Source organism: Candidatus Ozemobacteraceae bacterium, assembly GCA_035373905.1.
In the GTDB taxonomy this organism is placed as follows: domain Bacteria; phylum Muiribacteriota; class Ozemobacteria; order Ozemobacterales; family Ozemobacteraceae; genus MWAR01.
The window spans coordinates 33,087-52,556 of the sequence record DAOSOK010000034.1; the positions used below are offsets into that span (position 1 = coordinate 33,087).

At 61.9% G+C, this 19,470-nt stretch carries 13 protein-coding genes; 11 read left to right on the plus strand and 2 right to left on the minus strand.

The annotated features are described in order from the left end of the window. Nucleotides 1-86: 86 nt before the first annotated feature. A complete protein-coding gene (gene ptsP / locus PLU72_15660) occupies nucleotides 87-1,862 on the minus strand; it encodes a phosphoenolpyruvate--protein phosphotransferase (protein HOT29611.1) in 1,776 nt (591 codons plus the stop codon). Between the two features lie 62 nt (nucleotides 1,863-1,924). On the opposite strand from ptsP, the gene surE reads away from it, so the two are divergent. Both surE and PLU72_15670 read left to right on the plus strand, forming a co-directional pair. Next, nucleotides 1,925-2,704, plus strand: a complete 780-nt coding sequence (gene surE / locus PLU72_15665) for a 5'/3'-nucleotidase SurE (protein HOT29612.1) — start codon at nucleotides 1,925-1,927, stop codon at nucleotides 2,702-2,704. A 39-nt stretch (nucleotides 2,705-2,743) separates the two neighbouring features. Then, nucleotides 2,744-3,568 carry a biotin--[acetyl-CoA-carboxylase] ligase gene (locus PLU72_15670; GenBank protein HOT29613.1) on the plus strand — a complete coding sequence of 275 codons (825 nt, stop codon included), beginning with the start codon at nucleotides 2,744-2,746 and terminating at the stop codon, nucleotides 3,566-3,568. Nucleotides 3,569-3,574: 6 nt separating this feature from the next. Here the strand turns inward: PLU72_15670 and PLU72_15675 are convergent, their stop codons facing one another. Then, on the minus strand, nucleotides 3,575-5,698 hold the full coding sequence (locus PLU72_15675) for a hypothetical protein (GenBank protein ID HOT29614.1): 2,124 nt from the start codon (nucleotides 5,696-5,698) through the stop codon (nucleotides 3,575-3,577). Nucleotides 5,699-5,885: 187 nt separating this feature from the next. On the opposite strand from PLU72_15675, the gene PLU72_15680 reads away from it, so the two are divergent. From PLU72_15680 to PLU72_15720, 9 genes are all read left to right on the plus strand, one after another. Further along, on the plus strand, nucleotides 5,886-6,323 hold the full coding sequence (locus tag PLU72_15680; GenBank protein HOT29615.1) for a hypothetical protein: 438 nt from the start codon (nucleotides 5,886-5,888) through the stop codon (nucleotides 6,321-6,323). Nucleotides 6,324-6,485: 162 nt separating this feature from the next. Further along, nucleotides 6,486-8,618: a nucleotide exchange factor GrpE gene (grpE, locus tag PLU72_15685; protein HOT29616.1), complete on the plus strand. Its 2,133-nt coding sequence runs from the start codon at nucleotides 6,486-6,488 to the stop codon at nucleotides 8,616-8,618. Nucleotides 8,619-8,635: 17 nt separating this feature from the next. Continuing rightward, nucleotides 8,636-11,329, plus strand: a complete 2,694-nt coding sequence (locus tag PLU72_15690) for a valine--tRNA ligase (protein HOT29617.1) — start codon at nucleotides 8,636-8,638, stop codon at nucleotides 11,327-11,329. 4 nt (nucleotides 11,330-11,333) lie between these two features. After that, nucleotides 11,334-12,557 (plus strand): tyrosine--tRNA ligase, encoded by a 1,224-nt coding sequence (gene tyrS / locus PLU72_15695; protein HOT29618.1) that lies wholly within the window; start codon nucleotides 11,334-11,336, stop codon nucleotides 12,555-12,557. A gap of 108 nt (nucleotides 12,558-12,665) precedes the next feature. Next, nucleotides 12,666-14,585 carry a threonine--tRNA ligase gene (gene thrS / locus PLU72_15700; GenBank protein ID HOT29619.1) on the plus strand — a complete coding sequence of 640 codons (1,920 nt, stop codon included), beginning with the start codon at nucleotides 12,666-12,668 and terminating at the stop codon, nucleotides 14,583-14,585. Further along, nucleotides 14,564-14,917, plus strand: a complete 354-nt coding sequence (locus PLU72_15705) for a hypothetical protein (GenBank protein ID HOT29620.1) — start codon at nucleotides 14,564-14,566, stop codon at nucleotides 14,915-14,917. The genes thrS and PLU72_15705 overlap by 22 nt, the downstream gene beginning before the upstream one ends. Before the next feature lie 34 nt (nucleotides 14,918-14,951). Further along, entirely contained in the window at nucleotides 14,952-15,143 is a 192-nt protein-coding gene (locus PLU72_15710) for a DUF3006 domain-containing protein (protein HOT29621.1), read from the plus strand. A 12-nt stretch (nucleotides 15,144-15,155) separates the two neighbouring features. Then, the gene (locus PLU72_15715; protein ID HOT29622.1) at nucleotides 15,156-17,315 is read left to right on the plus strand and encodes a tetratricopeptide repeat protein; all 2,160 of its coding nucleotides are present in this window, start codon (nucleotides 15,156-15,158) and stop codon (nucleotides 17,313-17,315) included. 52 nt (nucleotides 17,316-17,367) lie between these two features. Further along, complete coding sequence (locus tag PLU72_15720; protein HOT29623.1) at nucleotides 17,368-19,470, plus strand: adenylate/guanylate cyclase domain-containing protein; 2,103 nt, start codon at nucleotides 17,368-17,370, stop codon at nucleotides 19,468-19,470.

Here is a 19,470-nt window from a genome sequence, read left to right on the forward strand (position 1 = left end):
GGAGCCTGGGCGCGCCATGCAGGACGTCGAGAGACAGAGAAACAGAAGGAAGAGGCAGACGATCGAGATGCGCCCGGCGGGAATGTTCACAGGATTCCCAGCTCGGCGTTGATGGTGGCGATCCCTTCCTCGATTTCGTCGGCCGTGTCGAGATCGAGCAACGGCAGAACGCGTGATCGAAGCTCCGGCAGCGAGACCGACCTGACGATTTGCTTGACGCGGGGGATGAAAACGGCGTTCATCGAGAAAACGCGAAGCCCTAGCCCAAGCAGCAGAGTCGTATACCTGCTGTCGCCGGCGAGTTCGCCGCAGAGACTCACGTCTTTTCCCGCGGCGGCGCCCGCCTCGACGACTTCGTGTATCAGCCGCAGCACTGCCGGGTTCGCCGGTTGGTACAGGTGGGCGACCTTCGAGTTGGTACGGTCGACGGCGAGGGTGTACTGGATCAGATCGTTGCTTCCGATCGAGAGAAAATCGACCTCTCGCACCAGGCGCCCCGCCATGAGGGCAGCGGAGGGCACTTCGATCATCGTTCCCACGGGAATCTTCTCGGGAACCGGGACGCCGTCCTGCTTCAGCTCCGCGGCGGTTTCCTGCAGGAGCGCCTTGGCCCTGCGCAGTTCGCTCAGGTTTGAGATCATCGGGAACAGGACGCGGACGTTCCCGCGCCCGCTCCTGGCGCAGGTGCGAAGAATCGCCCGAAGCTGGGTTTTGAACATGTCGGTCAGGTCGAGGGCCATTCGGACGGCGCGCCAGCCCAGTTCGGGGTTTTTCTCGATCGACTGGCCGACGAGGTAGGGAATCTTGTCGCCGCCGAGATCGATGGTGCGGATGACGACGTCGGCGTTACCGAGTCGCTCCACGACCGACCAGTAGATGTCCAGCAGCTCCTCCTCGGTAGGGAACCGGCGACGGATGAGATACGTGAATTCGGTGCGGTACAGCCCGATGCCGTCGGCCTGGTTGGCCAGGACGGCATCGACGTCCTGCGACTGGCCGATGTTCGCATACAGGCGCAGCCGGGTGCCGTCGCGGGTCGTCGCGGGCTGTGTGAGGATGTCCTGCATTGAGCGTTTCTGCTGCTCGAACTGTATGAATGCCTGCTGATACTCCTCGACGACGTTCGCCGGCGGGTCGACGACGAGGCTTCCCGAGTTGCCGTCCACGATGAGGAACGAGCCGGGCTTGACCTCGCACAGCAGGTGCTTGACCTGGATCAGCGCGGGAATGCCGAGCGAACGCGCCAGAATCGAGGCGTGCGACGTCGCCGTGCCCTCCGACATCGCGATGCCTCGGATGATTTTGGGATCGAAGCCGACGATGTCCGAGGGGGTGAGGTCTTCGGCGATGATGATGATCCCGTCCTGCGACTGAAACTGCGTCGAGATCGGGGAGTTTGCCTGGCAGTTGCGAAGAATGCGGCGGCCGATATCCATGATGTCGATCGCCTTGCCCTGAAACTGGGGGTCGGGCAGTTTGCGGAAGAACTCGCTGTAGTCCTTGATGACAGCCGACAGCACCGACTCGAGACAGAGCCTGCGGTCCCGGATCCGCTTGACGACCTCCTTGCTGAGGTCGGGGTCGTCGATCAGCGTTTGATGCGCCTGGAAAATGTTGGCGATCTCGAGACTGCTCTTGATCTGCGGAAGTTCGAGAAGCTGGGAAATTTCGAGACGGGACTGCCGCAGAGCGTTCTGGAAACGCGCAACCTCAGCCTCGATTCCGTCTGCCGCAACGGGCGTCGCGGGAACGTTGTCGAGCTGAAGATGTTGCAGGCAGTGCGCGCGGCCAAGCGCGTACCCCGGTGAAATGGCAAGACCCTTGAGCATGGACGACCCTTGCAATTCGATTCCGGCCATCATATCATGAACCCTCTCGACGGGCAACTGAATGTGAACGCAGACCAAGAGCGGAGCAACGTATCATGCGCATCCTGATCAGCAACGACGATGGAATCATGGCGAAGGGGATCGTTGCCCTCGCCGAGGCACTTCTCCCGCTGGGCCGCGTCAGCGTCGCCGCCCCCAACCGCGAGCGAAGCGCCTGCAGCCACTCGCTCACGCTCGAACACCCCTTGCGCGCGACATCGGTGCATTTCCCGGTGCCGGTACACGACGCATGGGCCATCAGCGGAACGCCGTCGGACTGCGTGAAACTCGCGATCGGCCAGCTCCTCAGGGAACCCCCGGACGTCGTCGTGTCCGGCATCAACAAGGGGGCCAACCTGAGCGTCGACGTGTTCTACTCCGGAACCGCTGCCGCGGCGATGGAAGGCGCGTTCGCCGGTTTCCCCGCGTTCGCCTTTTCCCTGGCCAGCTACGACCCCGCCAGCGACTTCACCTGCGCCGCCAAATGGGCTGCTGCATGCCTGAAATACGTCATGGAACACGGGCCTGAAAAAAATATCATGTATAATATAAATATGCCGGCGCTTCCCGAACGCGACGTAAAAGGGGTCCGCGTCACGCGAATGGGGCACGTGCGATATCGCGAGTCGTTCGAGTGCCGCAAAGATCCGAACGGCAAGCCATACTACTGGCTGTGCGGCGATCCCGAGATCCTCGATCAGAGCCCGGAATGCGACATCGTCGCCGTGCGCGAGGGATACGTTTCCGTCACTCCCATCCGTGCCGAGATGACGGACTTCGGCCTGTTTCAGAAAATGTCCGAAGCGGGCTTCGCCCAAGGGATTCGACGGCCCTGACCGGTGTCGATTCCGCCGGGCCATGGCGGGAGGGTTCGAGTGAGTGGAGCGCGCGCCGACGGTGCCCCGGGGGGAGTGCGCCAGCTTCGCGTCTGCATGGATCGGATTCCCGCATGGAGGGGCCATCGTCTCGAATGGGTCGAGTCTACCGGCTCGACGAACGGGGATCTCAACGTCGCCGGCGATATGCGCCTTCTGGTTGCCGGGCACCAGACCGCGGGCCGCGGGCAGCGCGGAAGAACGTGGACGGCCGCTCCCGGCGCGGGGCTGCTGTTTTCCTTCACGTGGATCTGGCCGGACGTCGATACGGCATGGGAAATTCCGATCAGAACGGGACTTTCCGTCCGATCCGCCCTCCTCCCCTTCGCGGAGGCTGAAGACCGGATCTGGCTGAAATGGCCGAATGACATCTGTCTCGACGACGGAAAACTTGGCGGAATTCTCGTCGAATCGACCCTCAGGGAGGACGGTCTGCATCTTGTGATCGGCATCGGCATCAACCTGCGCGACCCGGGAAGGCTTGATGACGACGAGCCCGGAACGCGGATGAGACCGGCGGCTCTCGACGAGTGCGGGGAATCGGCCCGCGCCGCCGACCGCTGGACCGTTCTCGGAGCGTTCGTCCGTTCCTGGGCCGATCAGATGGACCTTGCCCGTTCGGGGGGGGAGGCGTTGAGAGCGGCCTATGTCGAAGCCGCCCGGCCGTTCTGGGGGCGGAACGTGCGCATCGCCCTGGGCGACGGCGAAATCGTGGAAGGGCGGGCGATGTCTCTGGCCGCTCGCGGGGCGCTCGAAATCCTCGAAAAAAACGGCGGGCATCGGCTCGTCACCGATGCCCGTCGACTTTTTCTCGTCGGGGAGTGATCCGGGTCAGAGGCCAGTGACGGGAATCAGGATCTTGTAGGAGAACGGCCCCTGATCGGTGCGCCCATACACCCAGACGTAGGCCTCGGTCGTCTGGTTCTCGAAGATGTGCTCCACGACCCCGGTTTTCATCTCGACGGGGGAGGTGGTGATCCGGTCGCGGCCGTCGAAAATTTCGATTTTCACCGAATCGCGCAGGACGCTTTGCGCGAAATCGACGCTGATCGCAAGCGGGGTCTGGGGCGAAATCGACTGGGCGGTCGGCGCCGGATCGATGTTGAAATCGAACGACTGGGCCCCGTTTGTCGCCCGGTTTTGGATCGAGACGCTGAGCAGGTAAGGTTTTTCTTCCTGACGGCCGGATGCGGTGGTGACTCCGCCCGCATTCTTCGCGCGATCAGCCCCTGCCACGGGGCTGGTGGATGTGCTTCCGTCGACGTCGCCTTCCTGAGCCATGGCGTAGGAGGTATCCTGCGCCGCAGCGGTGTCGGCGAGGGCGGGAGACTCCGTTCCGGCGCTTCCGTCGCCCCCCTGCCGTTGGCCGGCGCTCGCTCCGGAGGAACCCGACTCGCCGGCCTGAGCGGAGCCGTCGGACGAACCTGCGACCGAGCTTCCGCCCGAGCCGTCTTGGGACGTCCCGGCGCCTGCCGCTTCGGAGTCGGTCGTGCCGGCGCGCGTGGTTTTCCGTGCTCCCGCCCTGCCGGTATCGGCCGTGCGGCCGGAAGAACCGGACTGAACGTCGCCGAATGCGGTTTTGGCGTCTGTGGGCGAGGTGCCGCCCGTCTGCGGCGCCTCGCCGACTCCATGTCCGGTTTCAGTCGCACGGGATGAGCTTTCGTCGGCAGCGCCACTCCGGTCGCCGGCAACCTCGGGCGGGTTCGCCGGATCGGTGTACAGGTCGCTCATGTCGTAGGTCGCGCCTTCACCACCGGCGTCGGCGTCATGTCTGATGCTGCCGGTGCGAGCTCCCCAGCCCGTCGCGGCTGCAGAGGAAGAGTCCCTGCCGCCCGAACTGCCGGCGTCGCCCGCGCGGCCCGAGAGGTCCGGGTCATCCGTGCGAGCGCCGGATGTTTCGACGGTACGGTTCGCGAAGGACATCTTCAGAACCGGAATCTGCACGTTGATGATCTCCTGGCTGTCCTTCGACACGGGATGCCTGTAGACGACGCGCGCGGTGTAATCCTTCTGGTTCGGAACTCGGAAAATGTGGCGGTAATTGGCGGGGAACGAGCCGTGCTCGAAAGCGTGATCCCCCTCGTTGTCCCGGATGGTGACGCTCAGATCGTTGCGATCTATCCCGGCGCCGAGGTCGAGGGCGATCTTGACGCGGGTGTCTTCATAGATGGGCCTGGTGATCGACGCGACGACGGGCACCCGGCCTGGTTGGGACGGATTGATCGCGGCCGCGTAGCGGCATTCCTGCTGTGATATAGGATCAAATATAGAAAGGATGACGGGAGGCTCGGGGATCTTCGCGGGGGCTGCGTCGATTCCCTTGGGCGCCGCGGCCGGCGTGGCCGATGCGGGAGAAGCGCCCGGCTTCGCGGAGGCCGTCGTGGAGGGTGTCGACGGGGACGAAGGCTTCGTCGGCGCGGAGGAGGCTGAAGGCGCTGAAGGCGCGGAAGGAGCCGATGGGGTCGAGGGCTGTGCGGATGCCGTCGGAGCTCCCGGGGTGCCGGACGTTCCGGTCGAACCGGGTGCCGGCGAAGGCGCTGCCGGCGCCGTTTCAGGTTTCGACTCGACGCCGATATTGCCTTCGGCCCAGGTTTCCTTCACTTCGTAGGGTTTGCCGTCGGGCCCGATTTTCCACTTTTTCTCCCATGTCCAGGCCCAGCCGGAGCCGCCGCCGGCCTCCTTGATCTTGGTGGCCGCATCGTTGAGAAAGCCGTTCACGAAGCCCTGCTGGTCGGAAGTGCCGGTATTCGACACCTGTGAGCCGTCTTTCCTGGTGCCGCCGGTGGTCGTGATGATCGTCTCGATTTTTTCAGGGCTGCCCGCTGTACCGCCGGATCCCGAGGTGAAACCGCTGGAGGGCGATTCCCACGGCCTGGGATCCTCCGCCTGCGCCGGTACAGCGGCAAACAGGGCGACGATCAACAGAAGGGCTGGAGCGACGTCTCGTGCGTGCATTGTCGAAAGCCTCCTCAAAAGCAAATCCCCATGTCACTCTTAAGTATATTGGGTTTCTTGGGGCCTTGTCAAAATGATCCTCCCTATTGTATGAAAGATGGGTATACCGGAAATGAAATGTCGGTGAACACGGTTTCAGGGTACGCCGAAGGCGCCGCGGTTCCGTGGTTTCACCCAGGAGGCGGGAATGCCCGATTTCGATCCGCGGCTCATCGCATGCCGACGGTGCGGCGTCATCATGATGAGGTTGTCGCGAGACATCTGCCAGAAATGCCACCTCGAAGAGGAAGAGGATTTCAATAAGGTGAAGGACTACCTTCGCGACCACCCCGGCGCCTCGATGAAGGAAGTCGCTGTCGGAACCGGAGTTGCCGAGAGTCTGATCGAGAAATTTGTCTCGAGTGGCCGCCTCGAACGGCTTGGCGTCGTCGTCGAGCACGCCTGCCAGACCTGCCACAAGCAGATTTCCTCGGGCATCATCTGCCCGGAATGCAAGAAAGACCTGAAAATGCATCTTCAGCAGTTGAGGGACGAGGTGACCCGCACGCGTGAGCCGCCGAAGCCGAAGCGGGACGACTCCTCCGACGGCGGGTTCCACTCCAGTAAAACCAGAAGATCTGAGTAGTTGAATTGGATATGGTGCTGTGCTAGACTTCATTGTTTGTGCCTCTATACTGGCTTCCGGTGCGGGTTGTGTGGTTCGTAACCGCGCCAGGCCGCTGCAGTGTGGCTGCGCGGCGTATCTTGCGGCAAATCCTGGGCCTTGCCCGACACGGAGAGAAAGCAGATGATTCCTGGTGAGGAAAAAGGCGAAATCAGTAACGAGTTTTTCAAAAAACTCAATCAGCAGATCGTCCAGAAGGACAACCTCATCAAGCTGCTGCAATTGCAGATCAAGACGCTGAAATCCCAGGCTGATGAAGCCGCCGAGGGGCCGAAGAAGGCCGATCTGGAAAAGGCTCTTGAGGCGAAGGAAACCGAAGTGAGGCGTCTCGAAGCCAGTCTGGCCGAGGGAAAAGCCGAACTCGATTCCCGTCTTCGCGAGAAAGAAGAGCAGATCCGCTCCCTCCAGCAGCTCCTGGAACAACACCAGCAGGACCAGCAGGAAGCCTTGGCCGCTTCTGCCGCGGAAGCCCGGATTCCGGAACTCGAATCGCGGATAACCGAACTTGAAGGCCGGATCGAACACGAAAAACAGGCGCGCGCCGCCGTCGAAGCCGCGGGGCAGGCTGCCGACGAAGAGCTCCAGAAGCTCAAAGCCGAACTCGAGGCCGCCCGGGCCGCCGGAGAAGAAGTCCAGAAGCTCAAGGCCGATCTCGAGGTCGCCCAGGCGATGGCGGCCGAACGGGAAAAACTGCTGGAAACCATAGCCGACCTCGAACGCGAACTTGCCGACGCAAAGGCGAAGGGCGCAGAGCTCGTGCTGACCTCCTCTCCCGAGGAATCGACCCGAATCTCCGAACTCGAACAGGACGTGGCCACTCTCAAGGGGCTCATTGCCGAGAAGGACGAACAGCTCTCGACCCTGCTGGCTCCGGGCGGCGCCGTGATATCCGAGGTTGATCTCCAGGCTCTGAAGCTCGAAATCAATTCGACGAAGCAGGCGCTCCAGGAGGCGATGGCCCGCGCGATGCGCGCCGACGAGCTCGAAAAGCTGATTCCCGAACTTGAAAACCAGGTCGCCGAACTGCCCGAGTTGCGCCGCAAAGTCGCGATGCTCGAAAACAGCAGCGCCGGCCTCGACGAGATGCCTCTCAAATATGCGGCTCTCGAAGCCGAGCGTCAGGCCCTCCAGGAGGAAGTCCTCGCCCTGAAGGCGAGACCGTCCGCCTCGCTGGACGATCTTGCGAAGCTGAGCCGCCTCAACGAGGAGTTCGGGCGCAGACTCGCCCAGAGCGAGGAGGAAAAGACGAAACTCCGCCAGGAGATCCTCGACTTGCGCATGAACCTCAACATGCAGCACGACACCACGGTGCATGATCCGAACGTGCGCATCGAGATCGAGCAGTTGACGGGACAGGTCGCCGACCAGTTGGTGGCAATTCAGAAGCTCGAAGGTCTGCTGACGCAGCAGAAGCGAGACCTCATCACGAAGGACGAGGAGATCGCAACCCTGAAACAGAAGCTCGCGGCGGCCGAGGACTCCACCTCCGTCATCTCGGCCGACTCCGACAACCAGATCATTTCCGGCTTCATCGACTTCTTCGACGGCCTCGACGCGTTCCTGTCGAAGAACCAGAACCCCGAACTCCAGAGCCTGCATCGCAAGCTGCTCGACCGGCTCATTATCCCGAACAAGATCCAGTATATGCCGGTCGTCTCCGAGATCTACGATCCCCAGCGGCACGTCGCGACCGATTATTTCCGCTCCGACAAATTCCCCGAGAAATGCATCGTGTTCGAGGTCGAAAAGGGCTACCGCAAAGGCGACTCGGTCATTAAAAAGTCGAAGGTATGGGTCGTCCAGAACCTGTATCACTGTGCCAGCTGCGATGCCCTCCAGGGCAATCCCGACAGCCGGTTCTGCCACCTGTGCGGCAAGAAAATCACGGCTCCGAACGGGCTTCCCGTCGACAGCCTGCCGACCTTCGAGCCGACCGCGACCACGTATCTGCGGTTCGCCGAGCGCATGATCGAGACCAAGCAGTTTGACAAGGCCCGTGAATACCTGAAGGAAGGCCTCTCGATCGATCCGCAGTCGGTGCCGATCCTGCTCAGGCTCGCCGACGTCTACGCGCAGGCCTCCGAATTCTCCGAATCGCTCGTCCTGCTCAAGCAGGCTCAGGCGGTCAAGGAAGATCCGAGAATCGCCGATCGCATCAAGCAGCTCGAGGTCAAGATCACGATCTACGAACAGGCGCGCAGCCTCAATCTGAGCCCCGAAGAGTTCGATAAGCTGGTCAACCTCATCCAGAAATAAACTATATATACACCGATATGAATACAGCAGCCGACGCAGAAAAGAACGTTTCGACCTCCTCGGATACGCTCGCAAAGGCCTATAACCCCGCCGATGTGGAAGACCGGATCTACGGATCATGGGAACGGCAGAAATGCTTCCATGCAGACGAGTCCGCCCCAGGCCCCCGCTTCACCATCGTCATCCCCCCGCCGAATGTCACGGGGATGCTCACGATGGGCCACGTGCTGAACAACACCCTCCAGGACATCCTCATCCGCCTTCACCGCATGTCGGGGAAGGAGACGCTGTGGCTGCCCGGCACCGACCACGCCGGCATCGCGACCCAGAACGTCGTCGAAAAAGCCCTCGCGAAGGAGAAAACCTCGCGCCACGACCTCGGCCGCGAGAAGTTCCTCGAGAAGGTCTGGGCCTGGAAGGAAAAATACGGCGGCATCATCATCAGCCAGCTCAAGAAGCTCGGCTGCTCCTGCGACTGGGAGCGCGAGCGGTTCACGATGGACGACGGCCTGTCTCGGGCCGTGCGCGAATCGTTCGTCCGCCTTTATAAAGATGGCTTGATATATAAAGGAAAGTATATCATCAACTGGTGCCCGCGCTGCCGCACCGCCCTTTCCGATGAAGAGAAAATCCCCGAAGAGAAAAAGGGCAGCCTCTGGTACATCAGGTATCCGCTCAAGAGCGGAAAAGGACATGTCATCGTCGCCACGACCCGTCCCGAAACGATGCTCGGCGACACGGCCGTCGCGGTGAACCCGGACGACGACCGGTTCCGCGACCTCGTCGGACAGTCGCTGGTCCTGCCCCTGATGAACCGCGAGATCCCCATCATCGCTGACGACTATGTCGATCCGAAGTTCGGCACCGGTGCCGTCAAGGTCACGCCGGCGCATGACCCCAACGACTTCGAGATGGGGCGGCGCCACAGTCTCGAGCAGATCATCGTGATGGACGAAGGCGGCGTGATGAACGAACGGGCCGGTTCCTACAAGGGACTCGACCGGTTTGCCGCGCGCGAGAAGATCGTCGCCGACCTCCAGGAGCAGGGACTGCTCGAAAAAATAGAAGACCATACACTTGCCGTCGGCCACTGCGAGCGGTGCAACACCGTCATCGAGCCCTACCTGTCCGACCAGTGGTTCGTCCGCATGAAGCCCCTGGCCGAGAAGGCCATCGCCGCCGTGAAGGATGGCACGCTCCGGTTCACCCCGAACCGCTGGGTGGGCGTCTACCTGCACTGGATGGAAAACATCCGCGACTGGTGCATCAGCCGCCAGCTCTGGTGGGGCCATCGCATACCCGCCTACACCTGCGGCCACTGCAAGAACGTCATGGTCGAGATGGAAGCCCCGATGACCTGCTCCAAATGCGGCAAAACAGACCGCATCACGCAGGACGAAGACGTGCTCGACACGTGGTTCAGCTCCTGGCTGTGGCCTTTCTCGACGATGGGCTGGCCTGAAAAAACCAGAACCCTCGACTCCTTCTATCCGACCGACACGCTGGTGACCGGCCCCGACATCATCTTCTTCTGGGTCGCCCGCATGGTCATGGCCGGCTACTACTTCATGGATCGCTGCCCCTTCCACGATGTCTACTTCACCAGCATCGTCCGCGATATGAAGGGCCGCAAGATGAGCAAATCGCTCGGCAACTCGCCCGACCCGCTCGACATCATCGCCACCTACGGCGCCGACGCCCTGCGGTTCACGATCGTTTGGCTCGCCCCTGTCGGCCAGGACATCCGGTTCGCCGCCGACAAGGTCGAGATCGGCCGCAACTTCGCGAACAAGCTGTGGAACGCCTCGCGCTTCACCCTGATGAACATGACCGGCGCGGCCTGCACGATTGCCGACCCGCTGCCCCCCGTGGAACAGCTCTCGATCTGGGACCGCTGGCTCCTCTCGCGGTTCAACGGCGCGGTCGAAACCGTTCGGCGCGAGCTCGCCGACGGCCAGTACAAGTTCAACGAAGCCCTCAAGGGTGTATACGAGTTCATATGGAACGAGCTGTGCGACTGGTACATCGAGATGAGCAAGTCGACCCTCATGGGTCCCGACGGCCCCGACAAGGACCGCGTGCGCCGCGTTCTGCTGCACGTGCTTGACGGCGCCCTGCGCCTGCTGCATCCGTTCATGCCGTTCGTCACCGAAGAGATCTGGCGCAAGCTGCCCGGCGCGAAGGGAAACCTGATGCAGGCCTCATATCCGGTCGTCCGGCCCGAGTTCGTAAACACGCCGCTCGAAGCCGAGGTTGGCGAGGTGATGGAAGCGGTCCGCGTGATCCGCAACCTGCGCGCTTCCGCCAACATCGCTCCCGGGAAGCGCGTCACCGTGCGAGCCTTGCGAAACGAGGCTCTCAGCCCCGTCATCGAGCGTCACGCCGACATGATCAAGGCGCTGTCCAATGCCGAACGGCTCGACGTCGTCACGGCGAAGCCGTCCGGACATCTCGTCGGCCTGATGGGCGCTTCCGAGATCTGCCTCGATCTGGCCGGCATGGTCGATGTCGAAGCAGAGAAGAAGCGCGTCGCGCAGGAGATCGCCAAGGTCGAGAAGGAGCTCGCGAAGATCGCGGGCAAGCTCGAAGACCAGAACTTCGTTTCCAAGGCTCCGCCCGAGGTCGTCGAGCATATTCGCTCCGGGATCGACGCCTACGGGCTGCAGAAGGCCAAGCTCAACGAATACCTGACGGAACTGGGGAAGATCTGACACCGTGAAATTCCAGGCTACACCCAAGGAGCAGCTCGAGATCGTCGCGACCGGAACGGTCGACATCGTCACCCGTGACGAGCTGCTGAAAAAGTTCGAGAAATCATACGCCACCGGCAAACCGCTGGTGATCAAACTCGGGGCCGATCCGTCGGCGCCCGACATCCATCTCGGCCATACCGTTGTGCTTCAGAAGATGCGCCAGTTCCAGCAGCTCGGCCACGAGGTCGTGTTCCTGATCGGCGACTTCACCGGCCGCATCGGCGACCCGACCGGCAAGAAGAAGACCCGGCCGGCGCTCACCGAAGACGAAGTGAAGGCGAATGCCGAGACCTACAAGCACCAGATCGCCAAGATCCTCGATCTCGAGCGCACCCGCATCGTGTTCAACAGCAGCTGGCTCGGCTCGCTGACCTTCGCCGACGTGCTCAAGCTCACCTCGCAATACACCGTCGCGCGCATGCTCGAACGCGACGATTTCAGCACCAGATACAAGAACCAGACGCCGATCAGCATCGTCGAATTCATGTACCCGCTGATGCAGGGCTACGACTCGGTCGCGCTCAAGTCCGACGTCGAGCTGGGCGGCCTCGACCAGACGTTCAACCTGCTCGTCGGTCGCGAATTGCAGCGGGCCTACGGCGTGGAGCCGCAGATCACGCTCACCATGCCGATCCTCGAAGGCCTCGACGGCAAGGACAAGATGTCCAAGAGCCTCGGCAACTACGTCGGCATCAACGAAGAGCCTGGCCAGATCTACGGCAAGCTGATGTCGATTCCCGATGAATTGATGATCAAATATTTCGAGCTGCTCACCGACCTCACCCCGGCCCAGCTCAAGGAAGTCCGGGAACAGGCGCCGCGCGAGCCGAAGGCCGTGAAAATGCGCCTGGCGCGCCGCATCACCGCGATGTACCACGGCGAGGAAGCCGGCGCGAAGGCCGAAGAGGGCTTCGAAAAGCTGTTCGGGAAAACCGGCGACGGCCTTCCCGACCAGATCGACGAGACGACCATCGCCTGCGGCGCCGACGGCATCACCCTGGTGAAAGTGCTTGTCCAGTCAGGGCTGGCACCGAGCGGCGGCGAGGCGAAACGCCTCATCCAGCAGGGCGGCGTGCGCGTCGAGCAGGAAAAGTGCACCGATCCCGGCCGCCCGTTCAAGGCCGGCGACTCATTCGTGCTCCAGGCCGGGAAGCGCAGTTTCAGACGTATCATTCTCACCGCATGAGCCGACCTTGAGGTCCATTCCGGTTCTCGAAGCCGGAACGGCGCAGACCAGGCGGACCCCATGCGATGCGTGTTTCAGGGGCGCGTGGCGCCCCGCAAGGAGGCAACCATGTCACAGAATCTTACACTCACACTCCCCGATGGCAAAGCGCTCGAAGTCCCCGCCGGCGCCACCGTGCGCGACGCGGCCGCGAAAATCGGCCCCAAGCTGGCCCAGGCGGCCATTGCCGGCAAGATCGACGGCGAGTTCGTCGACATTCGCATGCCTCTCCTCAAGGGCGGCAAGTTTGAAGTCGTCACCATGAAATCTGCCGACGCGGCCGAAGTCTACCGCCACTCGATGGCGCACATCATGGCCGAAGCGGTCCTCAAGCTGTTTCCCGAAGCCCAGTTCGGCATCGGCCCCTCGATCGAGAACGGCTTCTACTATGATTTCCAGCTCCCCCGCGCCCTCACCGTGGACGACCTGGCGCATATCGAGAAAGAGATGCACGCCTCGATTGCGGCGAAGGCGCCGTTTACCCGCGAGGAGTTCGACCGCGCCGGGGCCCTCGAGCTGTTCAAAAAGCTGAACCAACCCTTCAAGGTCGAGCTGATCAACGAGCTACCCGAGTCCGAACGGATCTCGGTGTTCCGCCACGGCGCGTTCGTCGATCTCTGCCGCGGCCCGCATCTGCCCGACACAGGCACAGTCAAGCATTTCAAGCTCCTCAGCGTGGCCGGCGCCTACTGGCGCGGCGACGAGAAGCGGCCGATGCTCCAGCGCATCTACGGCACCTGCTTCGCCTCGAAGGAAGAACTCGACGGTTACATCACCATGCTCGAAGAGGCGAAGAAGCGCGACCACCGAAAACTCGGCAAGGATCTCGATCTGTTCTCGGTCCACGAAGACGTCGGCCCTGGCTTGGTCTTCTGGCATCCGAACGGCGCACGTATCCGGCATGTCATCGAAAGCTACTGGAAAGAGATGCATTATCGGAACGGGTACGAGTTGATCAACACGCCCCACATGGGACGCAGCTGGCTGTGGGAAACCAGCGGCCACCTCGGCTTCTATAAAGACTCGATGTACAGCCCGATGAACATCGACGAAAACGACTATTACATCAAGCCGATGAACTGCCCGTTCCATATCATGATCTATAAAAGCCAAAAACGCTCATACCGCGACCTGCCCCTCCGCTGGGCCGAACTCGGCACGGTGTACCGCTACGAGAAGAGCGGCGTTCTCCATGGGCTTCTCCGCGTGCGCGGCTTCACGCAGGACGACGCGCACATCATCTGCACCCCCGAGCAGATCGAGGACGAGATCGCCGAAGTGCTGCGGTTCAGCCTCTCTCTCTGGCGTACCTTCGGCTTCGAGAAGATCAAGGCGTATCTTGCCACCCGCCCTGAGAAGGCGGTCGGGGAGCAGTCCCGTTGGGACACGGCTCTCGAAGCCCTGAAGCGCGCGGTCGCGAAGGAAAACCTCGAGTGCGAACTCGACGAAGGTGGCGGCGCCTTCTACGGCCCGAAGATCGATCTGAAAATCAAGGATGCGCTGGGCCGCGAGTGGCAGATGACCACGATCCAGTTCGACTTCAACCTTCCCGAGCGGTTCGACATGACCTTCGTCGGCGCCGACGGGCAGGAGCACCGTCCCTACATGGTGCACCGCGCCCTGCTCGGCTCGATCGAGCGGTTCTTCGGCGTGCTGATCGAGCACCACGGCGGCGCCATGCCCCTCTGGCTCGCGCCGGTCCAGGTCGCCGTCCTGTCCATCTCGGAGAAGCATCTCGAGTATGCGAAGAAGGTGACCGAAGAGTTCCGGAAGCGCGGCGTGCGCGTCTGGCTCGACTCCGGCAACGACAAGATCGGGTACAAGATCCGGCAGGCGCAGTTGCAGAAAATCCCCTTCATGGCTATCCTTGGCGAAGAGGAAGCCTCGAGCGGGAAGATCACGATCCGCAAGCGGACGGGAGAGAACCTGACCGGGATTTCCCTCGAGACGTTCGTTGCGGAGCAGGAATGGAAAAAGGAAGCGATCTGACCCTGGTCGACGTGGGAGACATCGTCTTCCGCGTCATGCAGCGGTTTCTGTTCCGCAAAAGCGCCGATCCGGGCGTCGTCGTAACGTCCACCTCGAGCGCCCTGCAGGAAAGTCTCTTCCTTCGACTGCCAGATACCAGCACTCTGCTGATCAAGATGTTTCCTCACCGCAACTTCATGAACGAGAACGTATACCGGATCGAGATCTACAAGACGAAAAGCGGTGATATGCGCGGAAACCGGATAGGCTTCGTTGAAGTGTCTCTCGACAGCGGGGCGACCGAGGAGATCCGTTTGTTCGTCGAGGGGGCCCTTTCCCAGCTTGGGTTCTGAAGTCGGCGTACGATATCTATAAGGAGAAATATATATGCGTGCAGTGATCGATTCGAGCAAGGGTGCGTATTTTCGGTGTCTCGTCGAGAACGGCGACCTGCTGACCATCCATCGCGAGATGCTTCCGGAAGGGGTTGCCGAGGGAGACGTGCTGAAGGTGTCCTTCAGCCTCGATGCCGATGCGACGAAGCGCCAGAAGGAACTGATGGCCGCGCGCCAGGCGTGAGAAAACCGCGGAATGCCCGCTCCTAAACGGGGGCGGGTTCTTTTTGCACCGGTGATGAGAGGAACGATCGGCGCCCGCGGAGCATCGGTCGCAAAGGCAGTTCTGTTCAGCCTTTGCGTCCTCTTCGTCTGTACGGCGGGGTTTTCCGGTCAGCAGGTCGCCGGAACCCCGCCCGAACGAGAACACGTCGATCGCCTTCTCCGGGAGAGGGCGAGGCTTCTCGTCGAAAAGGCCCTGAAGGCCGAGCGAGCAGGCGAATACGCCGAGGCGGTGGAAGCATACGAGGATGCCTACGAGGCATTTCCCGGCAACGTGACGCCCCTGCTCGGCTGGGGGGATCTGCTGTGCCGCCTCGGTCAGTTCGACCATTCCATGGCCGTCCTGAAGCGTATTCCGGTCGGCCAATTGTCCCCGGCCGGGCAAGCAAGGGTGAACCTGCTGTTCGCCCGGATCGCCGTCGCCCAGGGAGACCTCGAACGGGCGGCGATATTATATAGTGAAATATTGAAGTATCAGCCCTCGAACTCCGGTGCCCGGGTCAGGCTCGCTCATCTGAACCGGATGTTTGGCTTCGAGAGCCGGAAACTCGAACTCCTGCGCGACAGGAGAGGACGTGACCACCTGTCATACCGGGACCGCGTTCTTCTGTTCCTTCTCGAGCTCGACTCCCTGCGATTGGTCGATGCGGCAGATTCCGCCGTCCAGCTGTCGGACGCTCTCGCCTCGTTTCTGAAATCAGGCGACGGGAGCGCAGCCTGGAGCCTGTGGCTCCAGACGTTTCCGCTCGTCAATTACCTGAGCGCCATTCCGCTCGGGCTGGCCCCCGACATCGGCATTCTGTATTCCCTCATCCTGATCGGCACCCTGATCGTCATGGCGGTGCGCCTTGCGCCGGCGGCGCCGGTCTGGAGCAGTCTGGTCTTCGGCCTCCTCGCCGTGCTTCATGTCGCCGTCGCCGGGTGGCTCGGTCTTCCGGACGCCCGAGCGGCTTTGCTCGTCGATGCGTTCTCGATCTACGACTCGGTCTGGATCGTTCCGCGACTGCTGATCGCGATGCACGCCGTCACGCTCGTGCTTATCATCGGCTTTCCGCTGCTTTTTCTCACTCCTGAACGGAAACGGCCCAGGCGCAGCGAGTTGTATGCCGTCTGGTTCTTCTGCTGGTGGTTCATGGCGTTCGTGCTGGCGTTCCAGAGCAGGCTCGATATCACGGTTCGGCTGCCGGCCATGCTGACTTCGCTCGTCTGCGCCACGCTGGCGGCGTTCTGGATGCCGCTCGGAAGGTTCATGATGTATCAGGCCGCGAAAGTGACGGGCCTGAGTCGGATGATGCCCACTGTCAGCATGGGCGACGGGGAGAGCTTCTCCGATGCGAAGCTTCACGAGGCGCAGGCGGTCAGCAGGCTCGAGGAAGAGGAGTTCGACGCGGTCATCCTCGCGGGAAAGCGGCTGTTCGCCCTCCACGATCGCGCCTCCTTTCCGGTGATGCATCTCTCCATGATCAGGGCCTATCTCGAGCAGGAAGACATCTATGAGTGCCGGAAGCTGCTGTTCGAGTTTCAGTCCCGGTTTGCCGATTCCCGGCAGGCGGTGTACGGCATCCTGATGGAGGCCTTGCTGAAAAGCGTCACCGGAGACTTCGCCGGTGCGCTGAAGACGATCAATACGATTCCTGAGTCGCGCGCGGCGTCGTTCGGGGGAGACGATACGGCCCTGAGCCTTCTCGTCACGGGACGATGCCATGCCGCGCTCGGGAATCCCCAGCAGGCGCGCCAGGACTGGACGCGGGCCCTCGAATACGCGAAACTGCCGCTCGCCCGGGCTTCCATTCTTGCCGAGTTGGCCCTTCAGGATGTGTCGGACAACCGGCAGGACGGGCGGGAAACATGGTCGGCGGCGGCGAAGGTCATCGGCGGGGGAGCCAAGACGGCAGCATACGCGCACATGATCCGGTCGATCGATTTTTTCATCGCGGATCGCCTCGATGACGCCCAACAGGCGGCCACCCAGGCGTGTCTGGCATTTCCCCGATGCGGCCCCGCCTTCGCCTGGTATGGCCATCTGCTCTGCGTCATGGGACGGTTTGCCGAAGCCCAGGCCCTCCTCGAGAAGATGACTCCCGGAATGGCCGCCGGAAACCGCCTGATGGAGGAGATTACCAGCCTCGGATGAGTCCGCGCGCGCCCATGGCAATGACGCTTCAGAGAGGGTATAATGAGCGTGTATGGCGGACGAGATCGGCAATGAGACGAAGGTTCCTTCCCGGATAACGGATATTCTCGCGTTTCTCGGGAGTATCGGTATCGGGGCCCTCGCCTACCTCGTTTTCACCAACAAGATACCGAAATTATATGGATATGTGTATAATTATTTCTATGTGTTGGCGATCGTGGGCGTCCTCGGGGTGATGGGGGAACGGATCGCCACGGCCTTTCTGGCCTTTTTCCTGCCTCTGCTGGTGGGGGGGGCGACTCTGGCGTTGAAATACAGACCCGACCGGTTCCCGATCGAGGACTGGTGGGAAGCGTATTCCGTGCTGGTCCTGTTCAGCGCCGGCTTCCTGTATTACCTGTTTTTCAAATGGGAAGCGGTGAAGAAGCTGAAGGGGGGGGATCAGGGAAGTCTCAAAGCCCGCGTCGATCCGAACGCCGCCGCCCGGTATCGTGACGATCAGGCCCGGAAAGAGGCCGCGAAAGAGGGCGACCTGGGCGGCCTTGCCGGGAAGGTCGAGAAAGAGGAGAAGAAGTTGAAGGGGGCCCGGGAAAAGGCCGTTGCGGAGCAGGTCGACCCGAACGAAACCGCCGAACAGCGCATGGAGCGCGAGATCCGACAGATCAAGGACGATTTCAGCAAGAAGTCGATGAAGCTCTCGACGACCCTGCTGCGGATCAAGAACCTCTCGAAGAGTCTCGACCGCGACGAGATCTTCACGACGATGCTCGAGATCGTGAGCAAGGGTCTCGACGCGAGCCGGGTCCAGTTGCTCCTGAACGACGAGGCCGAAGGCAAGCTCCGCGTCGTCAGGGCAGAGGGCATGTCGGCCAAGGAATACAAGGACCTCGTCATTCCCCACGAGGAGAACAGCATCATCGCGTTCCTGGCGAGAAGCGGCGGAAGCGAGAAGGCCCAGGGGGGCGCCCTCGGGGTCAAGGAGTGCGAGATCGACCCGAAGACGAAGGGGCTGGTTGGCCAGGGCGTGCTCAAATCGGTCATCGCCGCGCCCATTTACGTCGAGAACAAGGTGTTCGGCGTGCTGAACGTCGAGAAGATGCAGAACCCCGACTACACGCGCGACGATCAGAACCTGCTCGCAACCTGCGCCGACGTGGCCGGCCTTGTCATGAAGAACGCCAAGCTCTACTCCGCGACGATGGAGGACCTCGTTTCGACGAAGAAGATCAGCGAGGAACAGCTCCGCCGGAACGAGGAGCTCAAGGGAAGCCTCTCGCGCATCGTCTCCCCGAGCGTTGCCGACATGATCATGCGCGACCCGTCGGCCCTCAAGCTCGGCGGCAGCAAGTGCGAATGCACCATGTTCTTCTCCGATATCCGCGGCTTCACCAAGATGTCGGAAAAGATGGATCCGACCGCGATCGTCGAGCAGCTGAACGTGTATTTTACCCGCATGACCGACATCCTGATGGAACTGGACGGAACCCTCGACAAATACGTCGGCGACGAGTTGATGGCCCTGTTCGGCGCCCCCGTGTCGCGGCCCGACGACCCGATCCGCGCCGTCCTGTGCGGCGTGAAGATGCTCGCCGCCCTCGAAGAGCTCCAGAAAACCTGGGAGCGGGAAGGCAGGCCGATCATTCAGATCGGCATCGGCATCAACACCGGCGAAGTCACGGCCGGCTACATGGGTTCGGAAAAACAACTCTCCTACACGGTCATCGGCGACAACGTCAACCTTGCGGCGCGCGTCATGGCGAACGCCAAGCCGATGGAGCTGCTGATCACGAAAAGCGTCTACGATTTCGTGAAGGAGTATTTCGTCACGACGCCGCTCGAGCCGATCATGGTGAAGGGAAAATCCATGCCGATCGACATATATCTGGTGAAAGGCATCCGGCCCGGCGTCGATCTGGGGGAGATCATCGGCCAGGGAATCGGTTCGTTGACGCTGGCCGGGAGCGAACCGGCGCCGCATGCCGCGGCGGCCGCCTCGGCCCGGCCGGGCATGCTTCCTCCCGGGATGGCGGGTGAAGAGTTGAAGCAGAACGTGCAGATCGACGGGAAGCCAAAGGTCATCGAATGCCACAACTGCGGCACCGAGAACGAGATGCAGACCAAGTTCTGCACCAAGTGCGGCATGCCGATCTTCTGA